Origin of the sequence: Planctomyces sp. SH-PL14, from assembly GCF_001610835.1 — a bacterium.
Taxonomy (GTDB): domain Bacteria; phylum Planctomycetota; class Planctomycetia; order Planctomycetales; family Planctomycetaceae; genus Planctomyces_A.
This window is the reverse complement of sequence record NZ_CP011270.1, coordinates 1,993,501-2,018,105: the sequence shown is the minus strand read 5'-3', so window position 1 is coordinate 2,018,105 and position 24,605 is coordinate 1,993,501. Positions and strand designations below refer to the sequence as shown.

15 protein-coding genes are annotated in these 24,605 nt (G+C 65.8%); 10 read left to right on the top strand and 5 right to left on the bottom strand.

The window, feature by feature from the left end; genetic code table 11:
* The first annotated feature begins 73 nt into the window (after nucleotides 1–73).
* The 3 genes from VT03_RS07800 to VT03_RS07790 all read left to right on the top strand — a co-directional run bounded on the left by VT03_RS07800 (nucleotide 74) and on the right by VT03_RS07790 (nucleotide 4,290).
* The gene (locus tag VT03_RS07800; RefSeq protein ID WP_075092468.1) at nucleotides 74–1,231 is read left to right on the top strand and encodes a hypothetical protein; all 1,158 of its coding nucleotides are present in this window, start codon (nucleotides 74–76) and stop codon (nucleotides 1,229–1,231) included.
* Between the two features lie 109 nt (nucleotides 1,232–1,340).
* Nucleotides 1,341–2,798: a hypothetical protein gene (locus VT03_RS07795; protein ID WP_075092467.1), complete on the top strand. Its 1,458-nt coding sequence runs from the start codon at nucleotides 1,341–1,343 to the stop codon at nucleotides 2,796–2,798.
* An 82-nt stretch (nucleotides 2,799–2,880) separates the two neighbouring features.
* On the top strand, nucleotides 2,881–4,290 hold the full coding sequence (locus tag VT03_RS07790) for a serine hydrolase domain-containing protein (RefSeq protein ID WP_075092466.1): 1,410 nt from the start codon (nucleotides 2,881–2,883) through the stop codon (nucleotides 4,288–4,290).
* Between the two features lie 31 nt (nucleotides 4,291–4,321).
* Here VT03_RS07790 and VT03_RS07785 read toward each other — a convergent pair whose 3' ends face one another.
* Nucleotides 4,322–5,104, bottom strand: coding sequence for a hypothetical protein (locus VT03_RS07785; protein ID WP_075092465.1), 783 nt, complete (start codon nucleotides 5,102–5,104; stop codon nucleotides 4,322–4,324).
* Between the two features lie 10 nt (nucleotides 5,105–5,114).
* Entirely contained in the window at nucleotides 5,115–6,572 is a 1,458-nt protein-coding gene (locus VT03_RS07780) for a DUF1501 domain-containing protein (protein WP_075092464.1), read from the bottom strand.
* Between the two features lie 709 nt (nucleotides 6,573–7,281).
* Here VT03_RS07780 and VT03_RS07775 point away from each other — a divergent pair.
* Nucleotides 7,282–8,703, top strand: a complete 1,422-nt coding sequence (locus VT03_RS07775) for a cation:proton antiporter (RefSeq protein WP_197489244.1) — start codon at nucleotides 7,282–7,284, stop codon at nucleotides 8,701–8,703.
* Nucleotides 8,704–8,881: 178 nt separating this feature from the next.
* A complete protein-coding gene (locus VT03_RS34120; protein ID WP_197489243.1) occupies nucleotides 8,882–9,646 on the top strand; it encodes a hypothetical protein in 765 nt (254 codons plus the stop codon).
* 294 nt (nucleotides 9,647–9,940) lie between these two features.
* On the opposite strand, the gene VT03_RS07765 is transcribed toward VT03_RS34120, so the two are convergent.
* Nucleotides 9,941–11,299 (bottom strand): DUF1501 domain-containing protein, encoded by a 1,359-nt coding sequence (locus VT03_RS07765; protein ID WP_075092462.1) that lies wholly within the window; start codon nucleotides 11,297–11,299, stop codon nucleotides 9,941–9,943.
* Nucleotides 11,300–11,771: 472 nt separating this feature from the next.
* Between VT03_RS07765 and VT03_RS07760 the strand changes: the two genes are divergently transcribed.
* Nucleotides 11,772–13,055, top strand: a complete 1,284-nt coding sequence (locus VT03_RS07760; protein WP_075092461.1) for a radical SAM protein — start codon at nucleotides 11,772–11,774, stop codon at nucleotides 13,053–13,055.
* A 139-nt stretch (nucleotides 13,056–13,194) separates the two neighbouring features.
* Here the strand turns inward: VT03_RS07760 and VT03_RS07755 are convergent, their stop codons facing one another.
* Nucleotides 13,195–14,295, bottom strand: coding sequence for a cellulase family glycosylhydrolase (locus VT03_RS07755; protein WP_197489242.1), 1,101 nt, complete (start codon nucleotides 14,293–14,295; stop codon nucleotides 13,195–13,197).
* Between the two features lie 378 nt (nucleotides 14,296–14,673).
* On the opposite strand from VT03_RS07755, the gene VT03_RS07750 reads away from it, so the two are divergent.
* The 3 genes from VT03_RS07750 (at nucleotide 14,674) to VT03_RS07740 (ending at nucleotide 20,089) form a co-directional block, all read left to right on the top strand.
* Nucleotides 14,674–16,365: an NADPH-dependent assimilatory sulfite reductase hemoprotein subunit gene (locus VT03_RS07750; protein ID WP_075092460.1), complete on the top strand. Its 1,692-nt coding sequence runs from the start codon at nucleotides 14,674–14,676 to the stop codon at nucleotides 16,363–16,365.
* Between the two features lie 451 nt (nucleotides 16,366–16,816).
* A complete protein-coding gene (locus tag VT03_RS07745; RefSeq protein WP_197489241.1) occupies nucleotides 16,817–19,750 on the top strand; it encodes a PSD1 and planctomycete cytochrome C domain-containing protein in 2,934 nt (977 codons plus the stop codon).
* Nucleotides 19,751–19,774: 24 nt separating this feature from the next.
* Nucleotides 19,775–20,089 (top strand): hypothetical protein, encoded by a 315-nt coding sequence (locus VT03_RS07740; protein WP_075092459.1) that lies wholly within the window; start codon nucleotides 19,775–19,777, stop codon nucleotides 20,087–20,089.
* An 88-nt stretch (nucleotides 20,090–20,177) separates the two neighbouring features.
* On the opposite strand, the gene VT03_RS07735 is transcribed toward VT03_RS07740, so the two are convergent.
* Nucleotides 20,178–20,843 (bottom strand): HAD family hydrolase, encoded by a 666-nt coding sequence (locus VT03_RS07735; RefSeq protein WP_231870623.1) that lies wholly within the window; start codon nucleotides 20,841–20,843, stop codon nucleotides 20,178–20,180.
* 741 nt (nucleotides 20,844–21,584) lie between these two features.
* Between VT03_RS07735 and VT03_RS07730 the strand changes: the two genes are divergently transcribed.
* The gene (locus VT03_RS07730) at nucleotides 21,585–24,437 is read left to right on the top strand and encodes a WD40 repeat domain-containing protein (protein WP_075092458.1); all 2,853 of its coding nucleotides are present in this window, start codon (nucleotides 21,585–21,587) and stop codon (nucleotides 24,435–24,437) included.
* The last annotated feature ends 168 nt before the right edge of the window (nucleotides 24,438–24,605 follow it).

Below are 24,605 nucleotides of genomic sequence, written 5' to 3'. Positions count from 1 at the left end.
TGCGCCAGCGGGATAGACTCGAACCCTCCTGCCGCGCTTTCGCACCTGGCCTCCTCCCCCTCCAAAGCCACCGATGCCCGAATCCGCTTTCGACGAACTCCCCCGCCTCGTCCAGGAATGCGGCCCCGCCGCCGCCTTCAGCCATCTGGCGGACCTCTTCCGCGAACAGCGCGACTACCACCGCCTGTTCGACATCCGGATGCTTCAGCGAAAGCACGAACTCAAACTTCCCCTCTCCCGCCCCTCCCAGCTCAGCGACGTCCCCCCGGACCTCCGGAAACAGGTCGAAGAGACCTACGTCGCCGCCGCCCGTGAAGCCGGCAACCTCTACCTCAAGGATGGCGACCTCGCCGCCGCATGGACCTACCTGTCCGTGATCCGCGAGCCCCAGACCGTCGCCGCCGCCCTCGAAGCCCTTCCGGTCCCGGCCCATCCCGACGAGAAGACCGAAGAGGTCATCCACATCGCGCTCTACCAGGGAGTCCACCCCGCCAAGGGACTCGAGATGTCCCTCAAGCTCCACGGCACCTGCAGCACGATCACCTCCTTCGATCAGTCGCTCCCGAACCTGAAGCCCGAACAGCGGGCCGAATGCGCCCGCCTGATGGTCCGGCACCTCTACGCCGACCTCACGGACAACGTCCGCCGCCACGTCGAACAGCGGATTTCGATGCTCCCCCCCGATGCCTCGCTGCGGGAACTCATCGGCGGCCGCGACTGGCTCTTTGAGGGGAGCAACTACCACATCGACGTCTCGCACCTGAACTCGGTCGTCCGCTTCGCCCGCTCGATCGATGCCCCGGCGAAGGAACTCGACCTCGCCCTCCAGCTCGCCGAATACGGCTCCAAGCTCGACCCTCAGCTCCAGTATCCCGGCGACCCGCCGTTCGATGACTTCTATCCGGCCCACGTTCAGTTCTTCCGCGTCCTCCTCGACCGCAACCGCGACGAAGCCCTGCGGTACTTCCAGGAGAAGCTCGACCATGAGCCGGACGAGCAGGACAAGCCGATCCTGGCCTACGTGCTGGTGGACCTCCTGATCCGCTGCGGAAAGAAGGCCGAGGCGGTCGACCTGGCGGCTCGTTACCTGACCCGCGTCGGCGACGACGCCCGGTTCTCCTTCGCCGATCTCTGCCGCGAGGCGGGCCGGCTCGATGTCCTTCAGAGCGTCGCCCGCGAGCAGAACGACGCGGTCACGTTCCTGGGCGCGCTCCTCTCCGAAAAGACGTAGCCGGCTTCCTCCACAGCTCCGCGGCCACAGCAGACATCGAAAAGGATTCGCCGGTCGGCCCTCTCGCCGCCCGTTCCCTGGCAAAACCTCACCTCGCCGAGACGCACCGATGATGAGCCGGTCGATTGTGGTTCCGTGGTTCCTGGGTGTGTGGCTGATTCTCGTCAGCCTGCCGGCGAGCCCGGCGGCCGCGGCGGAATTCGTATTCGGGGCCGCGTCGGAGAGCATCACGCCCGAGCAGCCGGTCGGTCTCGACGGCCAGATGCGGACCCGGATCTCCAAGAGCGTCCGCAGTCCCTGCACCGCCACCGCCCTGGCACTGGAGTCGCGAGAGGGCGAGAAATCGCTCGATCAGGCGATCCTCGTCTCGTGCGATCTCGTCGCCATCCGGACCGAGCTGTCGGACGCGGTGCGGGAGCGGCTCAAGGCCCGTCTCCCCGGATTCCCGGTTGAGAAACTGGTCCTCAGCGCGACCCACACCCACACCGCCCCCGTGACCCAGGAGGGGAAGTACGAAGGGCTCGACGCCGAGGGGGTGATGCGGCCCCGGGACTACGTGCAGTTTGCCGCCGATCGGATCGCCGAGGCGGCCGCCAAGGCCTGGACCGGGCGGAAGCCGGGGAGCGTCGGCTGGGGACTCGGCCACGCAGTCGTTGCCCAGAACCGCCGGGCCCTTTATGCCGACGGCGAAGCGAAGATGTACGGCCAGACCAACGGGCCCGCCTTCCGCGGTCTCGAAGGTCACGAGGACGACGGCGTCGAGGTGCTGTTCTTCTGGGACCAGGAGAAGAAGCTGATCGCGACCGCGGTCAATGTCTCGTGCCCCTCGCAGGAGGTGGAGGGGAACCTGCTCGTCGACGCCGACTTCTGGCACGAGGTCCGGGAGTCGCTCCGCAAGAAGCACGGAGCGGACCTGCAGATCCTCGGCTGGACCGGCGCGGCGGGGGATCAGTCGCCGCACCTCATGTACCGCAAGGCGGCGGAGGAGCGGATGCGGACCCTCCGCGGGCTGACGCGGCTCGAAGAGCTCGCGCGGCGGATCGTCGTCGGGTGGGAGGAGGCATACGAGGGGGCCGCCCGCGACATGCAGACCGACGTCCCGCTGGTCCACACGGTCCGGCCGATCGAACTGCCGAAACGCGTCGTGACGGAGAAGGAATACGAGGAGGCGAAGCAGACCGCGGCCGAGCAGGCGAAGGACCCGGCCCAGCGGACGCTCATGAACTGGAACCTGGACGCCGTCGAGCGATACGAGAAGCAGCAGCGAGGCCCCATCGCTCCGTACCAGATGGAACTGCATGTCCTGCGGCTGGGCGATGTGGCGATCGCGACGAACGACTTCGAGCTCTACACCGACTTCGGCGTGCAGATGAAGTCCCGCAGTCCGGCGGTCCAGACCTTTGTGATCCAGTTGTCCGGCCCGGGGTCGTACCTCGCCACCGCCCGGGCGGTTCGTGCGGGCTCCTACAGTGCGATCGTCCAGAGCACGCTGGTCGGTCCCGAAGGGGGCCAGGAACTCGTCGAGCAGACGGTGAGCGCGATCCAGACCCTCTGGCAGGCGAAGTAAGGTCGCCCGCGGAGCTGTTCCCAGATGCGAGCAACCGGATGGAGTCGTCCCCTTCGCTGCCGCCCAAGGTCGAGGCCGAGAGATGACGACTCCAGTCGCCCGCGACCATTCGGAGCACATCGCCGCGTTCCTGAAGGAGATCGCGGATCGGAGCTGCGCGAAGAACCTGACCGGAGTCGCCATCGGCGTCATCTTCGACGGGCAGGAGTACCGCGCGGTCAGCGGCTGGGCCGACGTTCCTTCGAAGAGGCCGGTCTCGGATGCCACGGTCTTTGAGGTCGGCTCGCTCAGCAAACTCTTCACTTCGCTCCTGCTCGCGAAGGCGGTAACGAAAGGGGAAATCCGTCTCGATGACCCGTTGCAGCCGGCGCTCGGCGATCTGGTGACGCTCCCCACCGACGGCCGGTCCGGGATCACTTATCGATCCCTCGCCAACCATCGCTCCTCGTTGCCGCGGCTCCCGGACGACCTGATCGCTACGGCGGACATGGAGAACCCCTATGTGCACTACGACCAGGCGATGCTCTACGCCTGTCTGAACCGCATGAAGCCCCTGGCGCCGATCGGCTCGTCGTCGACGTATTCGAACTTCGGAGTCGGTCTCCTGGGACATGTGCTCGGCAAGCTCGCCGGCTGTGACTTCCGCAAAGCGCTCTACGAAAGAGTCCTCGTTCCCCTGGGGATGCTCGACACGTCGGCGGAGGCCACCAGCGAGCAGGCCCCCCGGCTGGCGACCGCGCACAGCAAGAAGGATAGGCCCACCAGGCACTGGGACTTCACCGAGGTGACCGTCGCCGCGGGGGGCGTGCGATCGTCGCTTTCGGACATGCTCAAGTTCCTGCGGGCGAACGTGAGTCCCGAGATGTCGGCTCTGTCCGAGGAGCTCCGGCTGATGCGCGAGCCGTCGGACCTGCCGCACCACGAGGGGCGCAAGCCCGAACGATTGTCGTGGCTCAGCTGGGTTCTCCCACTCGGCTATGTCGTGGTGCTGGCGCTCTTCGAGCTCTACCTCCACGGGACGAAGTGGCTGACCCGCGGCGGCCTCGACGGCCTCCTGTTCTTCTCGCTCATGCTGCTCCCGACTCTGGTCGCCGCCTGCTACGGGGGACGCATCCCGAGCATCGTGACCTTGGCGCTCATGACGCTTCTCACCTGGTCGCTCTGGGGAGCGGGGGCGTCTACGTTCGTGGTCCTCGTCTGGGGGGCGTGCCTGGTCTACATTTTCTCCGGCTGGAAGAGGAACTGGGCCAAGTTCCTCCAGATGCTTCACGGCGACGGGCGGCTCGCCTGGCAGAGTTCCGAGATCGGCGCCCACCCGGTGATCTGGCACAACGGAATGGTCGGCGGGTCGGCCAGCTACCTCGGCATCGTGGAACCGCTCGGCGTCGGCGTGGTCGTGCTGACCAACACCGCGAGGTCGGTCGATCCCCTCGGGGTGAAGATTCTCGCGGAGCTCGTGCGGATCAAAGAGGCCGATCGCCCGGCGCCATAGCCCGATCCATCCGAGATCCGGGCCGGTCCTGTCAGCGGGCGACCCAGACGGACTCGCCGGCCAGTGCCCGCCGCACGGCGGCGGCGCGATCCTGCGTCTCCAGGACGATGTCGATCGGCTCCGTCTTCCGCAGCGTCTCCGCCAGGACAGCCGGCTCGCAAACCGCCACTTCAATCTTCGTGCCGCCGGGAATCGTGCGGTAATCGAACTGCGACAGCGTCCGGGCCAACTCGCCGACCCTGGCGTCGCGCGCTGAGGGTTCCTCATCGGCCGGAGCGCTCAGTCCCAGCAGAAGCCGCCCGTGCAGCGTCCGGGCCGCATCGACCGCGACCCGCAGCGAGTCCTGCCGCCCTGCGACGTCATCGCACGAGAGGAACGACAGCGCCAGGTTGCGGTACACCGGCCGCAGCCAGACCGCTCCCGGCGCCGAGGCGAGCAATCGCTCGGCCCCGCTCGCCACGATACCGCTCTGCGGCACCAGCAGGAGGACGCGGGGCTGCTCGCCCAGCTCCTCCAGGACTTCCGCCACCGGGTCGCCGAAGCGGACTACGGCCCGCACGGTCTGATGCGGAATCAGCGCGTCGGTCCACCGCTCAAGCTGCGTCCAGACCTCCGCGCAGAGCCGGTCGCTCTCCTCGTCGGACTCCGGCTCCTCCGCGGCGATCACGGCCACGACTGTCACGACCTCACGGACGTCTCCGAGCAGGAGGCTCGCCGCCTGCAGGCTCTCGGCAATCGGTTCCGGCGGCGCGGCGGTGTCCCGGAAGTCGTCGCTCCACGCGACGGCAACGAACGGCGTTCCCAACAGATGCACAGCAGTCCCTTCACGCCAGCAAGTCGGAGATCACGCGGGCCGGCTCGACGCCGGTCAGCTTCTGATCGAGCCCCTGGAACTTGTAGACGAACTTTTCGTGGTCGAAACCGAGGAGCTTGAGGACGGTCGCGTGGAGGTCGCGGATGTGGACCGGGTCCTTGACGATGTTGTACGAGAAGTCGTCCGTCTCCCCGTAGATCGTCCCCCCCTTGGTCCCGCCGCCGGCCATCCACATCGTGAAGCACCGCGGATGATGGTCGCGGCCGTAGTTCTCTTTCGAGAGGCCACCCTGGGAGTAGATTGTCCGGCCGAACTCGCCCCCCCAGATGATGAGGGTGTCGTCGAGGAGTCCGCGCTGCTTGAGGTCGGTGATGAGACCGTAGCACGGCTGGTCGACGTCGCGGCACTGGTCGGTCATGCGGCCGGCGAGGTTCCCGTGGTGGTCCCAGTTGTTGTGGTAGATCTGCACGAACCGCACGCCTCGCTCGACCATCCGCCGCGCCAGGAGGACGGTGTGGGCGAAGGAGCCCGACTTGTGGATCTCCGGGCCGTAAAGCTTTTCCGTCGACTCCGGTTCCTTGGAGAGGTCGACGAGGTCCGGCACACTCGATTGCATACGGTAGGCGAGTTCGTACTGCTGGATTCGTGTGTGCGTCTCCGGATCGCCGACGAGCTTGTAGTTCATCTCGTTGAGCGACTTGAGGCCGTCGAGCGTCTTCCGGCGGACTTCGGCGGGGACGCCGGGCGGGTTGTTGATGAAGAGGATCGGGTCGCCCCCGGTGCGGAACGAGACCCCGGCGTGTTCGCCCGAGAGATAGCCCGACGACCAGAGCCGCGCGGAGATCGCCTGCATCTGCTCCTGGTTGGTCGGCTTGGCGACGAGGACCACGAAGGTGGGCATGTCTTCGTTCAGCGATCCGAGTCCGTACGAGGCCCAGGCCCCGAGGCACGGGCGGCCGGTCACCTGGTTGCCGGTCTGCATGTAGCTGATTGCCGGCTCGTGGTTGATCGCCTCGGTGTGCATGCTGCGGACGAAGACCATGTCGTCCGCGACCTTGGAGGTCCACGGGAGGAGTTCGGTCATCCACATGCCGCATTCGCCCTGCCGGGCGAACTTGTATTTCGAGGGGGCGATCGGGAACCGTTTCTGGCCGGAGGTCATGGTGGTGAGCCGCTGGCCCATCCGGATGGAGTCCGGGAGGTCCTTGTCGTACCACTCCTGCATGACCGGCTTGTAGTCGAACATGTCCATCTGCGATGGCCCGCCGACCATGTGCAGATAGATGACGTGCTTGGCTTTCGGGAGGAAGTGCGGCTGCGGGTAGCGTGCGGGTGCGGCGACGGAGTTGGCGAGTGCCCCGGATTGGCCGAGCAGTGTGGCGAGGCTGGCCCAGCCGAGGGCGTGCGAGCCCTGGGAGAAGAAGTACCGGCGGGTGATGTTGCGCGTCAGCTCGTCGCCGAGATTCATGGGTGGGTCTCCCGTTGGTGGGTGGCGAGGAAGGCTGGAGGCGGGTGGGTTTGTCGGTCGGGGGCGGTTGTTGCGACCCATCAATGTCAGTCTATCACGATTCTGGCGGCTCGTCCTTTGTGGGAGGTGGGCGCGGCGGCGGCGGGTTGCGTTCGCCGGACGGTGTTCTGGCATTACCCCCTTTCACCGGGTCCAGGGGGACCCTGGTGGGGAGTGCAGAGGGGCAACGCCCCTTTGCCCGCCGGAGGCCCTCTCGTCTTGATCTCTCTGAAGGAGCGAGTGTCCAAACGCGGACAAGGTGCCGTATGCCCCCTCACCAAACCACGGGGATTACAAAGCGAGCGGTGATTCCTCAACGCCGGTCCCACAAAGCGGCCGTCCGTTGTTTACCACGGATCCTCACAGGAGTGCCTCCGGCGGCAAGGGGGCCAAAAAAACAACACAGGCCCCCTTGACCCCAGGCCGCCGTCGCACGTTGGGTTTGAGGTGGCACAGCCGGGCCGGCGAGGGCATCGTCCGAGCCGGACATTTCGCCTCCATCGCCCTGGAGGCGACGAGCCGCTCTCGATTCGACAGAATCCTCCTCGCCCCGCAAATCCTCGAAGCGACACAACACTTGTCCGAACTACACTTGTCTTGACAAGTGTTTGCCGCGGCAGGATAACATCAGGCCGGTTGCCTAGCCTCCCGCATCCTGAAGGCGCACGAGATGTCGATTGAGATGGCCCCCAACCCTTCTCCCGCTCCCGCGTCCACCCGCGGTCTGTTCACGGGCTACACGCTCCTGTTCGTCGGCGCCATCGTCCTGTTCTTCCTCGTTCGGAGCGTCGGCGAGACGATGACCGGGCCGGCGCCGGCCACAACCGCCCCGGCCGCCGCTGCGGCGAAAGGAGGCGGCGGCCACGGCATCCTCCCGCAGGTTCTGATCGCCATCACGGTCGTGGTCACGACCTCCCGGTTCGTCGGGTCGATCGCAAAGCGACTCGGACAGCCCCGCGTCATCGGCGAAGTCCTGGCGGGGATCATCCTCGGCCCGTCACTCCTCGGCCGCATCGCCCCGGGGACAATGACCACTCTGTTCCCCGCCACCATCATGCCGACGCTGAACACGCTCGCGCAGATCGGCGTCATCCTCTATATGTTCCTCGTCGGGCTCGATCTCAACGCCGGCGTCCTCCGGTCCCGGGCACACGCGACCGTCGCCATCTCCCACGTGAGCATCATCGTCCCGTTCCTCCTGGGAGCGACGCTCGCCCTCTGGCTCTTCCCGACCCTCGCCCCCGCCGGCATCTCATTCACCAGCTTCGCCCTCTTCCTCGGCGCCGCGATGGCCATCACCGCCTTCCCGGTCCTGGCCCGGATCCTGACCGACCAGAAGATGGAAAAGTCGGAGCTCGGCGTCCTGTCCCTGGGGTGCGCGGCGGTCGATGACGTGACGGCCTGGTGCCTCCTGGCCTTCGTCGTCGGCGTGACCAAGGCGGAACTGGGGATCGCGGTCACGACCATCGTGCTCGCCGTGGGCTACGTCGCCGTGATGCTGCTCGTCGCGCGGCCGCTGGCGAACAAGTGGTTCGGCTCGGAAGCCGGCCGCCCGCTGACGACCGACCTGACGGCACTGCTCCTCGTCGGCGTCCTGGTTTCGTCGCTCATCACCGAGGCGATCGGGATCCACGCCATCTTCGGCGCGTTCCTTCTGGGCGCCGTCATCCCCCACGAGAGCGAGGTCGCCAAGGCGTTCCGCCACCGCCTGGAGGACGTCGTGACGATCCTGCTCCTGCCGCTGTTCTTCGCCTACACCGGGATGCGGACGCAGATCGGTCTGCTCTCGACGCCGATGGACTGGATCATGTGTGCCGTCATCATCCTGGTGGCAACGCTCGGGAAGTTCGGCGGAACGGTCGCCGCGGGACGCTGGACGGGCCTCGACTGGCGGACCTCGTCGGCTCTCGGCGTCATGATGAACACCCGCGGCCTGATGGAGCTGATCGTCCTCAACATCGGCCTCGACATGGGGGTCATCTCCCCCACCCTCTTCGCCATGATGGTTCTCATGGCCATCGTGACGACCATCGCCACGACGCCGATCCTCACCCGGCTCGTTCCCCCTCAGGAACTCGCTCCCTCCTCTTGAGCGCGGACTCGGTCAAGGCCTTGGCGGAAAACTGACAAATCCGTTGTCTGCCGATGCGCGCCGGCATCCCCCCTGCTCATTCGGTGTCACGGCGTGTACCATAAAATCGTGTGAATCGCTGGAGATGCGGCTGCACGTCGCCTCCGGCAGTCAGTGGTCCGTTGGAGGGGGGACGACGATGCGATCATTTCTGATGGCAACGGTGCTGGTGTTCGGCCTGGGACTCACCGCAGTCCAGGAAGCGAGCGCCTGGCACCACGGATGGGGTTGGGGCGGTGGATGGGGCCGCGGTTATGTCGGCTACCGCGGTTATGTCGGCTACCGTGGTTGGGGCGGCGGCTGGGGTGGCTATCGCGGCTGGGGTGGTGGCTGGGGCGGCTACCGTGGCCTGGGTGGCTGGGGTTACCGCGGCTGGGGATATCCCGGCTACAGCGTCGGCTACCGCGGCTATGGCTACGGTTGGGGCGGGGCGGGTTACGGCTGGGGAGGCTGGGGGTATCCGTATTCGATCGGGTACTCCAGCGGATACAGCCCGTACGGGCTTGGCTCGTACTATGGGTATGGCCAGTACTATCCGGCTTACAGCAGCTACGTTGGCTACGCGCCGTCCTACGGTGGATACGGCTATGGGTACGGCAGTCCGTACGTGGCGAGTTACGCGCCGACCTACGTGAACAACTACACGACGTATCCGAACTACACGAGCTCGTACCCGACGTATACGAACGCGACGCCGATCACCGGGGGTTACACCTGGTCGGGCGGGTATCCGGCGGTCGCGAACAGCTACGGCAGCGGGTTCCGGACCTGTGGCGACTGTGCGGCGAGTTTCTCGGCGCCTGTGTCGTCGGACTACGTTCAGACGACGGCCTACACGGGTTATTCGTCGGGAACGCCGGTCAGCAACGCGGTGTACGAAGCTCCGTGCTCCTGCACGCCGTAACGTCCTCGCGGATGTGCGACAGCCAACCGGGGTCAAGGGGGTCTCACCCCCTTGCCGCCGGAGGCGTTTTCATCAGGAACCGTGGTAAGCAACGGATGTCCCCTTTGTGGGACCGGCGTTCAGGACTCGCAGCTCGCTCTGGGATTCCAGCGGGTTGGTGAGGGGGCATACGACACCGTGTCCGCGTTTGGACAGGCCCTCCTTCAGACATCTCTCGACGGCCGGGCCTCCGGCGGGCAAAGGGGCGTTGCCCCTCTGCACTCCCCACCAGGGGGGGCCCTGGACCCCGGTTCTTTAGGCCAGCAATTCCTGCACGACTTTTCCATGTACGTCCGTCAGTCGGTAGTCCCGACCACCATGACGGTACGTCAGTCGCGTGTGATCGATCCCCAGCAAATGCAGGATCGTTGCATGGAAGTCATGCACATGCACCGGGTTCTCCGCCACGGTCGCCGCCAGCTCATCCGTCTGCCCGTACGCCATCCCCCCCTTCACACCCCCACCCGCCAGCCACGACGAAAAACACGCACTGTGGTGCCCCCGCCCCTTCGCCCCATCCGCGCCAGGCGTCCGGCCGAACTCTGTCGTCCACACCACCAGCGTGTCATCCAGCATCCCCAACCGCTTCAGGTCCTGCAGCAGCCCCGCAATCGGCCGGTCAATCGCCTTCGCCCGCGGTCCATGGTCCGCCATGTCGCCATGCGAATCCCAGTTCCCGCTCGACCCGCCATCGACCAGCTCAATAAACCGCACTCCCCGCTCCGCCAGCCGCCGCGCCACAAGGCACTGCCACCCGAACCCATCGGTCTGACCGCGCTGCAGTCCATACAGGCCCAGCGTCTCCTCGCTCTCCCGTGACAGGTCGAACACATCGCGGGCCTCGCTCTGCATGTGGAACGCGGTCTCGAACGTCCGCATCCGCGCCGCCAGCTCCCCCTGGCCCGGATGCCGCTCGCGATGCTGCTCATTGAGCCGCTCGGCGAGCTGCAGCTCCAACTCCTGAACCCGCTGCTGCGGCGTCCGGCGGTCGAGGTTCGGAATCGGCGTCGCTCCGGGGACGACGCGCACGCCCTGGTGATAGGCCGGCAGAAAGTCGTTGGCGTAGACGAGCGTCCCGGCATAGGGGAGCTGCGGCGCCAGGACAATGAAGGACGGGAGGTTGGAGTTCATGGTCCCCAGCCCGTAGCTGAGCCAGGAGCCGATGCTGGGGCGGGAGAAAAAGAATGAGCCGGTGTGGATGGCGAGCGTCGCCTGGTAGTGCTCGTTGTCGTTGGACTGCATGGAGCGGATGAGACAGATGTCGTCCATCTGCTCGCGGATGTGCGGGAAGAGGTCGCTGACCTGCGTGCCGCATGTGCCGCCGGGCTGGTATTTCCAGAGGGGGCGCTGGAGGGCCCGCTGCTGGTTGGAGAGGCCGCCGCCGACCCCCATGGTCTTGCCGTCGGCGGCGAAGAGGGCGGGTTTGGGGTCGAAGGTGTCCATGTGGGACACGCCGCCGGTGGAGAAGAGGAAGATGACCCGTTTGGCGCGGGCGGGGAAGTGTGTTCCTTTGGGGGCGAGCGGGTCTTCGCTGGCGGCGAGGAGTTGGGAGACGATGCCGGAGAAGAGGGGAGAGCTGCCGATGAGGCTTTTGAGGACGTTGCGACGCAGCATGGCCGTCTCACCGGTGAGATCGATGTAAAGAGTCGCTGCCACTGTACACGTGAAGAACTTCACCGGGCCAGAGTTCGTGTGAACAACGAGAATGACGAATCAGTAACCGGGGTCCAGGGGGTCACCCCTGGTGGGGGATGCAAGGGGGCGAAGCCCTCTTGCCCGCCGGAGGCCTGGCCGTCGAGAGATGTCTGAAGGAGTCAGTGTTCAGACGCGGACAACGTGCCGTATGCCCCCTCACTAACCCGCGGGGATTGCAAAGCGAGCGGTGAGTCCTCAACGCGCGTTTCACAAAGGGGACATCCGTTGTGTGCCACGGTTCCTCGTAGAAGCGCCTCCGGCGGCAAGGGGGCGAGGCCCCCTTGACCCCGGCTGCCGTCGCACATTGGGTTTGAGCGAGCACAGCCGTGCCGGCGAGAGCGCCCTTCGGTACAATTTCCGTCTCACCCGCCTTCCACCCGCAGCCTCCCGCATGTACCTGCGACTCGCCAAACGGATCCTCTTCGAAACCGACAAGCGGCTCCTCTGGAAACTCGCCTGGAACATGGGCGTCAAAGGCTCCCTCTCGGTCGCGAAGTTCAAACGGCGGATGAAGCGAGGTCAGGTCTTCCCCCCGTTCCTCTACATCTCCGTCATCAACTCCTGCAACCTCCGCTGTCAGGGGTGCTGGGTCGACGTCGCCGCCAAACAGCAGATCATCGATGCCCCGGCCATGCACCGGCTCATCAACGAAGCCAAGGCCGAAGGGAACGTCTTCTTCGGGATCGTGGGGGGCGAACCCTTCATGCACCCGCAGCTTCTCGAAATCCTCGCGAAGCATCCCGACTGCTACTTCCAGATCTTTACCAACGGCCACTTCATCACCGACGACGTGGCCAAGGAGATCCGCCGTCAGGGGAACATCACCCCCCTCATCAGCGTCGAGGGGAGCGAGATCGTCAGCGACGAGCGGAGGGGCCGGAAAGACGTCCTTTCGAAGACGATGCAGGGGATTGAAAACTGCCTCAAGCACAAGGTCTTCACCGGCGTCTGCACGAGCGTCTGCAAGACCAACATCGATGACCTCGTGACCGACAAGTGGGTCGACCGCCTGATCGAGATGGGGGTCTTCTACACTTGGTTCCACGTCTACCGGCCGATGGGCCCGGACGCCTGTGCGGATATGTGTCTCTCGCCGGAGGAGCAGCTCCGCATCCGCAAGTTCGTCGTCGAGGCCCGGGCCAGGAAGCCGATCATCGTCGTTGACGCCTACTTCGATCACGCCGGCGAAGCCCTCTGCCCCGCCGCCACCGGCATCACGCACCACATCAATCCGTGGGGCGGCATCGAGCCCTGCCCGATCGTGCAGTTCGTGACCGACTCGATCCACGACACGGAGAAGCCCCTCGCCGAACGCCTCGACTCTCCGTTCCTCAAGGACTTCCGCGAGCTGGCGCGGGACACGACGCGGGGCTGCATCGTCCTCGAACGCCCGGACCTCCTGCGGGACCTCGTCGTGAAGCACGGTGCAAAGGACGGCACGGTTCGCGGGACGGCGCTCAAGGAACTGGAGGCGATGGAAGTCCGGACGTCGCAGTACAACCCGGAGCAGGCGATCCCGGAGAAGAGCTGGGCGTACTGGATCGCCAAGAAGCTGTTCTTCAACGACTTCGGCGCCTACACCGGCCGCAACCACGCGGCGAACTCGGCCCCGGCCGTTATCCGTCAGCGGAAGCCCCAGCCTGTGCTCGTCCCGCTGGACGTCGAATCACGGTGAGAGCCGGAGGGTTAAGCCACAGATAAACACAGATGAACGCAGATAAAGGCAAAACGACCTCTCTGATCTGTGTTCATCTGTGTGTATCTGTGGCTGATTCCTTTCCCGAGACCGCGAGTTCCCTCGCTCGCGCTTCGGGCTAGTCCGATGCCGCCCCGGCCAGATTGCTGAACCGGCGGAGCCACTCGGCGATGATCGTGCCGGGAAGGTCTCCCTTCTTCTCGTTCTCTTCGGGCGTCTTCCCCCAGTAGAAGCTGACCCAGCCGTCGACGTGCGTTCCCGAGCGGCGGATGAACTCTTCCGTTTCGTCGAGGCCGGCATCGAGCGGAAAGATCTCCTCGATCACGAGCGGCTTGCCGACCTCGTAGACATTGAGAACCTCGAGCGATTCCTCGATCGGCACCTTCTTGGGATAGAAGTGGATGCTGGCGAAGTCGAGCGGGGCGCCGACTTCGGGGGAGTAGAAGAGCGGCTTGGCTCCATTGAAGACCTGCGCCCAGGGGATCACGCCGACCGTGATCATGTGCCGGTCGTCGATCGAGCGGATCGCGGCGGTCAGCTTTTCCACCCAGGCCTTCGCAATCTCCTTGTCGCTACGGCCGCGGGCATCGGTCGTGATCCGCTGGACGAAGTATTTCCCGCCCAGCGGCGGGCCGACGAGCCATTCGGTGTTGTTCGCTCCGCCGGTAAGGACCGGCTCGTTCATCAGGTCGTAGCAGAAGATCGCGTCGCTCCTCCGGCAGACCTGGGCGACCTCCTTCCAGAACCGGACCTGCACTTCCCAGCGTCCCGCCTCGTCGAGGGCGTCGTACCAAGCCGGGACATCCTGCTTGTGGTAGCACCCGAGTCCTGTCACATCGAGGTAAAGCCCGGTCTCCTCGGCGAGCGTGACCAGCCGGCCGAGCGTTTTCAGGTTCTCCTCGTTCGGCCGGTCGGCGGTCTCCAGGAACCGGCCGACCTGGAGGTGGACCCGGACGACGTTCACGCCCAGGGCCTTCATCTCCCGGAAATCGGCGGCGACCGTCTCCCATTCGGTGTTCCAGTAGTCCTCGATCAGCCGCCCGGCGTCGTCGTGGTCGTAGTTGAAACCCCATGCGACAAATGGTCGCGGCGAACCTTCGGCAACAAAGTGCGTCTTCTCATCAGCGGGACGGATTCGAGGAAGCGGCCCGTGGCTTTTGGACGGTTCCTCGCCCGGAGCGCTCCCCGCGATTCCGAAGCTCCAGGCTGCCAGAAGCACGGAAAAACCCAGACGCAAATGCTTCGCCCGACGCTGGAAAGAATGATTTCCCACCACGACCGTCTCCCCCTGCCAGAATCCTCGAACCCCCGTCCGCCCGCCCCGTTTTCGCCTCCGCCGCCCCCGTTCTCCCCCCTCCCATTCCTTGGACCGCACCACATTTACTCTCCCCCGCCTGTGGGGCTGTCGACTACCATACTTTGACAGGGCGAATCCGGATTTGTTACCGGAAATGCCGCGGTCCAGCGAATCGGACCGTTTCTGTTCGCGACGCCGTTTGACCTCCCTCAATCCGGTTCGACGCCCGCTCGGGCGATGCCGGTGACAGCAGGGGGCCGGCATCGCGGCCCACCACCGTCTGCGAAGCAAGTCGTTCCCATGGCCGACAAAGGCAATCCCAGTCATCTGGAACACGTCAAGGAGTCCAGCAACTTCCTCCGCGGCACTATCGCGGAGGAACTCGTCAACGGCGAGGCGGTGTTCAACGAGGACAACTGCAACCTGTTGAAGGTCCACGGGACCTACCAGCAGGACGACCGCGACGTCCGGTCGGAAGGCAAGCACTTCATTTTCATGGTCCGGAGCCGCGTTCCGGGGGGCAAAGTCTCCGCCGCCCAGTTCCTTGGCGAACTGGACCTGTGCGACAAGTTCGGCAACGGGACGCTCCGCGTCACCGACCGCCAGGGGTTCCAGCTTCACGGTGTCGTGAAGTCGAACCTCAAGGCGACCATCCGCGGCATCAACGAGATCAAGCTCTCGACGATTTCCGCCTGCGGCGACGTCTGCCGCAACGTCATGTGTTGCCCGGCGCCGGTCAAGGACAGTACGGTCCATACGGAGATGCAGAAGTTCGCGGACGACCTCGCGAACCACTTCCGCCCCCGGACGACCGCCTACTACGAGATCTGGCTGAAGGACGGCGATCAGAGCGAGCTCGTCCACGAGACGAAGGCGGACGAGGAGCCGATCTACGGCAAGACGTACCTCCCGCGGAAGTTCAAGATCGGCGTCACGCTTCCGGAAGACAACTGCATCGATGTCTACACCCAGGACATGGGGTACATCGCGGTCGTCGAGAACGGGAAGATCATCGGCTACAACATCGTCGTCGGCGGCGGGATGGGGATGACCCCCGCCAAGAAGACGACGTTCCCGGCGCTCGCCAAGCGGCTGTGCTTCGTCACGCCGGACCAGGCGATTCCGGTCGGCGAGGCGGTGGTGAAGGTCCAGCGGGACTTCGGCAACCGGTCCGACCGCAAGCAGGCCCGTCTCAAGTATCTGCTTCACGACCGCGGACTCGACTGGTTCCGCGACAAGGTGGCCGAGTACTACGGCAAGCCGCTCACCGATCTGCACCCGACCGACGTCACCGACGTGGATGATCACATCGGCTGGCACGAGCAGGGAGACGGAAAGCTCTTCCTCGGCATCAACATCGAGAACGGCCGGATCAAGGACGAAGGTCCGCTCCGCCTGAAGACGATGATGCGGACCCTGCTGACGAAGTACGGGATGGATACCCGGCTGACGGCTCTCCAGGGGATCATCCTCTGCAATGTCGATCCGAAGGACCGGCAGGACATCAACAAGATCCTGGCGGACCACGGCTGCAAGCAGGAGCATGAGCTGACGCTGGCCCGGCGGTATTCGATCGCCTGCCCGGCTTATCCGACCTGTGGTCTGGCGGTGACGGAGTCCGAGCGGGTGATGCCGGCGGTCATGGACGAGATCGAGGCCGAACTGGCCAAGTACGGCCTGACGGACGAGCGTGTGACGGTGCATATGACCGGCTGCCCGAACGGGTGTGCTCGTCCGTACACGCCGGACATCGGACTCGTCGGGAAGGCGCGGAACAAGTATTCGCTGTATCTGGGCGGGAATGCTCAGGGGACGCGGCTGGCGTTCCTGTTTGAGGACATGGTTCCGCAGGAGGCGTTGGCGCCGAAGCTGTCGCCGCTGTTTGCCCGGTTCAAGGGGGAGCGGATCGGTTCGGAGTCGTTTGGCGACTTCTGCCATCGCGTGGGTCCGGAAGGTCTGAGGGAAGCGGTCGTGGAAGCGATCGCCGAATAGCGTCCTCGCCGGCACGACGCCCATAGCTCAAACCATTGTGCGACGGCAGCCGGGGTCAAGGGGGCAACCCCTTGCCGCCGGAGGCGCTTCGGTGAGGAACCGTGGTAAGCGACGGGCGTCCGCTTTGTGGGACCGGCGTCGGGGACTCCCTCACACAACACCGCTCGCATTGCAATCCCCGCGGGTTGGTGAGGGGGGCATACGACACGGTGTCCGCGTTTGGACACTCACTCCTTCAGACATCTCTCGACGGCCAGGCCTCCGGCGGGCAAAGGGGCGTTGCCCCTCTGCACTCCCCACCAGGGGTTACCCCCTGGACCCCGGTGAGGGACGCTATGTCCTTGCGCTTTCCTTAGATTCAGGGCTACCGATCCGAAGAAATTTCAGGACAATGGGCCTGTTTCGGCCAAACGGCCAGGCAGAGGTCCAACCTACGCGTATCGAGGTCGGGATGGGCGAGTTCGGACGTGGCGCTGACGTCAGCGGGCTGGTCAGGTGGAAGGGCGCCTCCTTCTCGCGAATCCTCGCGACCGTCATTGCGTGCTTGTGCCTCGCCATCGCCCCCCTCCCCGCCGCCGAGCCCGCCAAGTTCTTCCGGGGACTCAACCTCAACGGTCCCCCGCTCGTCATCGACGGCCAGCAATGGGACGGTAAGGACTCCCCGGACTACCGCTCCTCGGACAAAGCCTTCGAAAACATGGCGGTCCCCCTCGTCCCCCCCACGGACGAGAACCGCGGCCGCATGATCCGCTCCAGCCGCTGGGGGGGATCCAAGAACCTCGTCGAACTCACGAACATCCCCGCCGGCCGCTACTCCGTCTTCCTCTACGTCTGGGAAGACAACAACGCCGAGACGTTCGATGTCCTGGTCAACGGCCGGACCGTCCTCCGGCAGTACAACAGCGGCTCCGCCGGACGCTGGGCCCGCCTGGGCCCCTGGATCACTGACGTCCGCGAAGGCGTCATCCGAATTGGCAGCCTCGGCGGCGCGGCCAATTTCTCCGGAATCGAAGTCTGGTCCGGCGAACACGACGGCGCCGACCCCTCGATCGAAACCCCCGAGAACCTCGCCTTCTTCGAAAGCCGCATCCGGCCCCTCCTCGTCGAGCACTGCTACTCCTGCCACGGCATCGAAGCGGACGAGGTCGAGGGAGAATTCCTCCTCGACTCCCGCGCCGCGATCCGCAAAGGGGGCCCCCGCGGACCGGCCGTCGTCCCGCACGAGCCCGGACGCAGCGTCCTGATGGACGCGGTTCGCTACAAGAACACCGAAATGCAGATGCCCCCCGAGGGCAAACTCTCGGACGAGCAGATCGCCGACCTCGAACGCTGGATCCGCCTCGGCGCCCCCGACCCACGCCATCAGCCAACGCGAATCGCGAGGAAGACGATCGACTTCGAGAAGGGCCGCGAGTTCTGGTCCCTGAAGCCGGTCGCCGATCCTGCCCCGCCCATGGTCCAGGCCGCCGACTGGCCGCGGAACGACCTCGACCGGTTCATTCTCTCCCGCCTCGAAACAGCCGGGATTTCTCCCGCCGCCGACGTCGGCCGCGCGGCACTCCTCCGCCGCGTCACCTACGACCTGACCGGGCTCCCGCCGACTCCCGAAGAGCTGGCCGCCTTCGAAGCGGACGCGTCGCCGGATGCCTACAAGAAAGTTGTCGAACGCCTGCTCGATTCGCCGCAGTACGGCGAGCGGTGGGGGCGGTATTGGCTCGACGTCGTCCGCTATTCGGACACCGCGGGCGACAATTCCGACTTCCCGATCCCCCAGATGTACCGGTATCGCAACTGGGTCATCGGGGCCTTCAACCGCGACCTGCCGTTCGACGAGTTTGTCCGCGAGCAGCTGGCGGGGGATCTCCTTCCCGGCGGGACCGATGAGGAACGCCGTCAGCGGACCATCGCGACCGGCTACATCGCCAATGCCCGGCGGTTCGGCTCGCGGGTCGACGACTATCCGCAGCACCTGACAATCGAGGACACGCTCGACAACCTCGGGCGGGCCTTCCTGGGCCTCACGATCAACTGCGCCCGCTGCCACGATCACAAGTTCGATCCGATCTCGACCGACGACTACTACGGCCTGTACGGCATCTTCCAGAGCACGCGGTATCCCTGGCCGGGGATCGAACTGGAGCAGCGGCAGCGGGACCTCGTCCCCCTCTGCTCCGCCCAGGAAGTGGAGGCTTACCGGAACTCTCGTCGCTCGGAGGAAGAGCCGCTCCGCGCCCAGGTGAAGCGGCTGGAAAAGGAACGGGACGCGGCCAAGGAAGGGGACGACCGGAAGCGTCTCGAAGGGGAGGTCAAGAAGGCCCGGGAAGCGGTCGAGACCTTCCTCAAGCAGCCCGTCCCCTACGAGGAGGCCTACGCGGTTGCCGAAGGGCCGGCGATCGACGACGCGGCCGTCCAGCGGCGGGGCGATCCTCAGCAGGCGGGGGACGTCATTCCCCGCCGGTTCCTGACCGTCATGGGAGGCCGCGAGCTCCCGCCTGAGGACCGCTCGAGCGGCCGACGGCAGCTTGCGGAATGGATCGTCGATCCCGCCAACCCGCTGACCGCCCGCGTCCTGGCGAACCGGATCTGGCTGTATCATTTTGGCAAAGGACTCGTGGCGACCCCCAATGACTTTGGCCGGCAGGGCCGCCAGCCGACGCACCCGCAACTCCTCGACTGGCTGGCGACGCGTCTCGTGCAGTCGGGCTGGTCGATCAAGGCCCTGCACCGGACGATTCTCTTCTCCCGGACCTACCAGCTCGCCAGCGTCCCGGCTGACGTCGCCCTTCAGAAGGACCCGACGAACGAGCTTCTGAGCGCCTATCCCAGCCGTCGTCTCGACGCCGATGCGATCCGCGACACCCTGCTGGCGCTCGGCGGGAACCTTGACCTCACCGCCGGCGGGCCGCATCCCTTCCCGGCCCAGACCGAGTGGAAGTTCACGCAGCACAACCCGTTCAAGGCGGTCTACGAGACGAACCGCCGGAGCGTCTACCTGATGACGCAGCGGATCCAGCGGCACCCGTACCTCGCGATCTTCGACGGCGCCGACCCCGCCGCCAGCACGCCAGTCCGGGGGACCAGCACCACGCCGATCCAGGCCCTCTACCTTCTCAACGACCCGTTCGTCCACGAGCAGGCGAAGCGCTTCGCCGAGCGGATCCTCCGCGAAGGTAACGACGATCCCTCACGGATCCGCCGGGCCTACCGTCTGGCCTTCGGCCGCGAGCCGCAGACCAAGGAAATCGAACTCGGCCAACAGTTCCTGGCCTCCGTCCGGGAGACGACCGCCGGAGTAGAAGCCTCGGGCAAACTCTCGGAGCAGGACGCCTGGTTCGCTTACGTCCGAGCCCTGTTCCGCCTCAATGAGTTCGTCTACCTCGACTGACGTTCCCCAGGCGGAGGACCGGGCATGCCGTCGCTTCCCGAACGCGAACAGCTCGACTCGGCGCTGCGGCTTCACTGGCCGCTCGGGATCATCGCCATCGACATCGCGCTGATCACCTTCGCCTGCGTCGCCTGGTCCTACGGGTCGCCGTTCGGATTGAAACATCCCGCGCTTGAGGGATCCCTGCTCGTTTTCGACATCCCGGTCATGGCCGGGATCGCGTTCGCTCTCAATCCCCGCGTGCACTGGTTGACGCTGCTGATGCTGATCGTGTGGACGTTCGGGATCACCGGGGTCAAGCTCTTCGCTCTCTCCGCGATCCACGGGATCGAGTGCTGATCTGCGCCGCCAATACGGCTCTTATCTGTGTTGATCTGCGTGCATCTGTGGCTCAATTCCCTTCATCCGGGCAACGAGCCGGACGCCGTCAGACGCTCACGCCGCGCGGGGCGAGCTGGGCGCGGAGGCTGTCGGCGGTCGTGAAGACTTCCGCCTGGAAGCCGTAGGTCCGTCCCTTCACCACGTAGTCGGCGATGTCGTCGGTGTAGAAGACTTCGCCCGGCTCGCAGTGGATCCGGCCGAGGGCCGCCTCGTACATGTGCGGCTCGGGTTTGATGCCCCCTTCCTTGTAGGAGAGGACGGTGTCGTCGAAGAACCGCAGGAAGTCGAACCGTTCGCCGATCCAGCGGAAGTGCGATTCGCCGACGTTGGAGAACAGGACCAGCCGGAAGCCCTGCCGCTTGAGCGACTCGAGGACCGGCATCATCTCTTCGTTGACGTGGAAGATGTCGGAGCCGGCGGCGTAGAGCTGCTCGCGGTCCATTTTTACGCCGAGGATTTCTTCCATCTGGCCCATGAAGACCGCTTCGGTCACTTTCCCGCGTTCGAAGTCCCACTGGACGCCGGAATCGAGGAGGCGACGCTTCACTTCCGGGCCTTCGTGGCCGCAGAGCTCGCCGATCTGGCGGCACATCCGCTCGTGGCAGAACTTGACGAGGACGTTGCCCATATCGAACAGGAACGTCTTGATCGGGCGGTGGCCGGTCGGGCTGACGGGACGGGATGCGGGACCGGACTGAGCCACAGCGGACATCGCGAAAACACCTGCAAAAAAGGCGGGAAAATCTGCGGAGGGAGCGAGTCCACAGGGGTATTGAAGTGTATCACGAAAGCTGTCTTTGGCCGATGGGAGTTTCGCCGGTTGTGGTCGATGTGGGAGGGGATGGCTTGTCGCGGTGGCTCAAACCGCGTCCTTGCCGGCAAGACTCTGCTCGCTCCAACCCAATGTGCGACGGCTACTGGGGTCAAGGGGGCCTCGCCCCCTTGCCGCCGGAGGCACTTTCGTAGCGGAACCTTGGTAAGCAACGGATGTCCGCTTTGTGAGAGCGGCGTTGGGAACTCCTCGCTCGCCTCGGATCCCCGCGGGTTGGTGAGGGGGCATCCGGCACGTTGTCCGCGTTTGGACCGGTGCTCCTTCAGACTGTCCCCTACGAGACGGGCCTCCGGCGGGCAAAGGGGCGTTGCCCCTCTGCACTCCCCACCAGGGGTGCCCCCCTGGACCCCGGATCATTCTCGCAATGGGGCATCCGTCTGCCGGCCCTCCCCCCCACTCCAACCGAAAGCTCGAACACCGCCCCCGCCCGAACGGACGCTGCCACCTCAAACCCATCGTGCGACGGCCGCCCAGTCCAGCGGGACGCTGGGGCTGGACAAGGGAGAGGTCGCATTCGAAGATGCTTATGCCTGCCCGGGAAAGGCGATTCACCCGCGACAGGTCCTGCCGAGACCATGCGTCTCTTCCTGTCCTGCCCCCTCCGTTCGAAAGCCCCCGTCCATGCTGCAGCGACGTTTCGCCGTGTTGGCGCTGTGCGCGTCCCTCCTTCCGCAGGCCCTGGCGGCCCAGGACGCTTCCAAGGCGATCCAGCCGGTCGATCCGCAGCTCGGACGGCCCGTCGAGTTCTACAAGGACGTCTTCCCGTTCCTGGAGGCGAACTGCCTCGCCTGCCACAACGTCCAGACGAGCGAAAGCGACCTCGTCCTGGAAAGCCCCGCCTCGATCCTCAAGGGGGGAGCGAGCGGTCCGTCGGTCGTCGCCGGCAAACCGGATGAAAGCCTGCTCTACGAACTCGCGGCCCGGGCCAACGACCCGGTCATGCCGCCGATGCCCAACAAGGCCGAGGCCAAGCCGCTCACGCCGCAGCAGCTCGGGATCCTGCGGAAGTGGATCGAAGAAGGGGCCCAGGTCGGTAACGCCCCGCCGCCGTCGTCGGTTGTGAACTGGCAGGCGATTCCCCCGTCGGTCCGGTCGGTCTTCAGCATCGCCCTCTCGCCCGACGCGCGGTTTGTCGCCGCTGGCCGGGCCAACCGGATCGTCGTCTACGACCTCACGACCAAGAGCGAAGTCGCCCAGCTCACCGACCCCGCCCTCCTGACGATCCAGCAGGACGGCAAGCCGATGTACGGCGTCGGGACGGCGCATCGGGACTTCGTTCACTCGCTCGCCTTCAGCCCGGACGGCAACCTGCTCGCCTCGGGGGGCTACCGGGAAACCAAGCTCTGGCAGCGGATCGCCAACGTCCAGACGCACCAGCTTCCGGCCGGAGCGAACGTCAGCCAGACGGTGGTCAGTCCGGACGGAACCTGGGGGGCCCTCGTCCTCGGCAACAACACGGTCCGGCTCTTCAACCTGACGAACGGCCAGCCGGGCGCAACGCTGACAGGGCACGAGAACGTCGTCCACGGGGCGGCCTTTTCGCCCGACGGCAAGACGGTCGCGACCGTCTCGGAAGACGGCACGCTCCGGACCTGGAATGCCGAGAACGGTCAGCTGGCCCTGAACCTCAAGCTCGCGGCCCCCGCCACGGCGGTCCTGTTCTCGAAGGACGGGATGCAGCTCATCGCCGGGCAGGCGGACGGCATCCGGACCTGGGCGATTCCCGCCGCCGGCGCGACCGAGCCGGGAATGCCGGCGAAGGAGCTCAAGGCGGGTGACGGCGCGGTGACGGGGCTCGTTCACTTTCCGGCGTCGAACGAGATCTTCGCCGGCTACAAGAACGGCACGTACCGGATCTGGAACCTCGACAACGGGAGCCAGCCGTTCAGCCAGAACCTCGGCACGCCGGTGACCGGGATCGGCGTCTCGGCCGATGGTCAGATCCTGGCGATTGGCGGGGAGAACGGAAACCTGCGGATCATCAACCGCAACGGCCAGCAGGTCGCCGAGGTCAAGGGAAACCCCGGTCTCGACCGGGCGGCGTTCCGGGCCAATGAGGAGCTGACGGTCGCCAAGTCGAAGGCGACGCTTGCGGACACCGCGGTCAAGGAGTCCGAGAAGGAAGTGACCGCCCGCGAGGAGTCGCTCAAGAAGGCGATGGAGAACAAGACCAACGTCGACAAGGCGGCCGCCGAGGCCCAGAAAAAGGTCGACGAGGAGCAGCCGAAGGTCAAAGCGGCCGAAGAGGCCCTCGCCGCCAAGCCGGATGACGCGGCGCTCAAGAAGGCCAAGGAGGACGCGGAAGCGGCCCTCAAGAAGCTGACCGATGCCCGCGACACGGCGATGCAGCAGGTCGCCTCCGCCGATCGGGCGATCCAGCTCGCCCAGCAGTCGCTCGAGAACGCCAAGAAGCGGGTCATCGAGACGAAGCAGCGGCTCGAAGGGGCTCAGGCGGTCTCCAAGCAGACGGAGGATGCCGCCAACGCCGCGAAGCAGACCGCCGCGCAGGGGATCAAGCCGGTCCGCTCCGTCGCCTTCTCCAAGGACGGCAAGACAATTGCGGTCGGCGGCGACGACGGGCTGATTCAGCTCTGGAGCGCGTCGGGCAAGCCCATGGAAACGCTGACGGGGCACGGCGGAGCGGTGACGGCGCTGACGTTCTCGCCCGCCGGTACGCTGCTCTCCGGGAGTGCGGACCAGAAGGGGATCGTCTGGAGTGTCCAGCCGACCTGGAACCTCGCCGCCGTCCTGGGGGCGAAGCCGGACAACACGCTCGACGTCTCGATGTCCCCTTTTGTGGACCGGGTGCTGGCGCTGGCGTTCAGCCCGGACGGCCAGTGGCTGGCGACCGGGGGCGGCGATCCGTCGCGGTCCGGGGAGCTCCTGCTGTGGAACGTGGCTGGGCGGTCGCTGGCAAAGCCGATCACCGACGCCCACAGCGACACCGTCTATGACGTCGAGTTTTCCCGCGACGGCCAGTTCCTGGTGAGCGGCGGCGCGGACAAGTTCGTGAAGGTGTTCAACGTCGCCTCGGGGCAGCTTGTGCGGTCGTACGAGGGGCACACGAGCCACGTCCTGGGGGTCGCGTTCAAGGCGGACGGGAGCCTGCTGGCGAGCAGCGGGGCGGACAATGCGATCAAGATCTGGAACGTCGAAACCGGCGAGCAGGCCCGGACGATCAGCAACTACGCCAAGCAGGTGACGTCGGTCGGGTTCGTCGGGGTGTCCGATGTGATCGTGAGCGGCGGCGGAGACAAGACGGTCCGGTTCCACAACGTCCAGAACGGCGGGCAGGTGCGGGCCTTTGGCGGGATGACGGAGTACGTCTACACCGTGGCGGCGACTCCGGACGAGGAGGTCGTGATCGCCGCGGGCGAGGACGGCATCATCCGGGTCTGGAACGGGAAGAACGCCCAGGAGCTGGGGAAATTCGATCCGCCGGCTCCCCCGGTCGCCCAGCAGGCGGCGAAGTAAGCGGCCCGAACACCGTTCTCGCCGGCCTCCGGGAGGGCGAGGCTCCAGCCGAGCCGCGGCGGTGGTTTCCGCGGCCGGTGCCTCCGCGACACTTCTCTGTGTCCTTCGTTTCTCTGTGTTTCAAAACTCTTCCGGAGGAAGGAAACACAGAGGCGCAGAGATCACGGA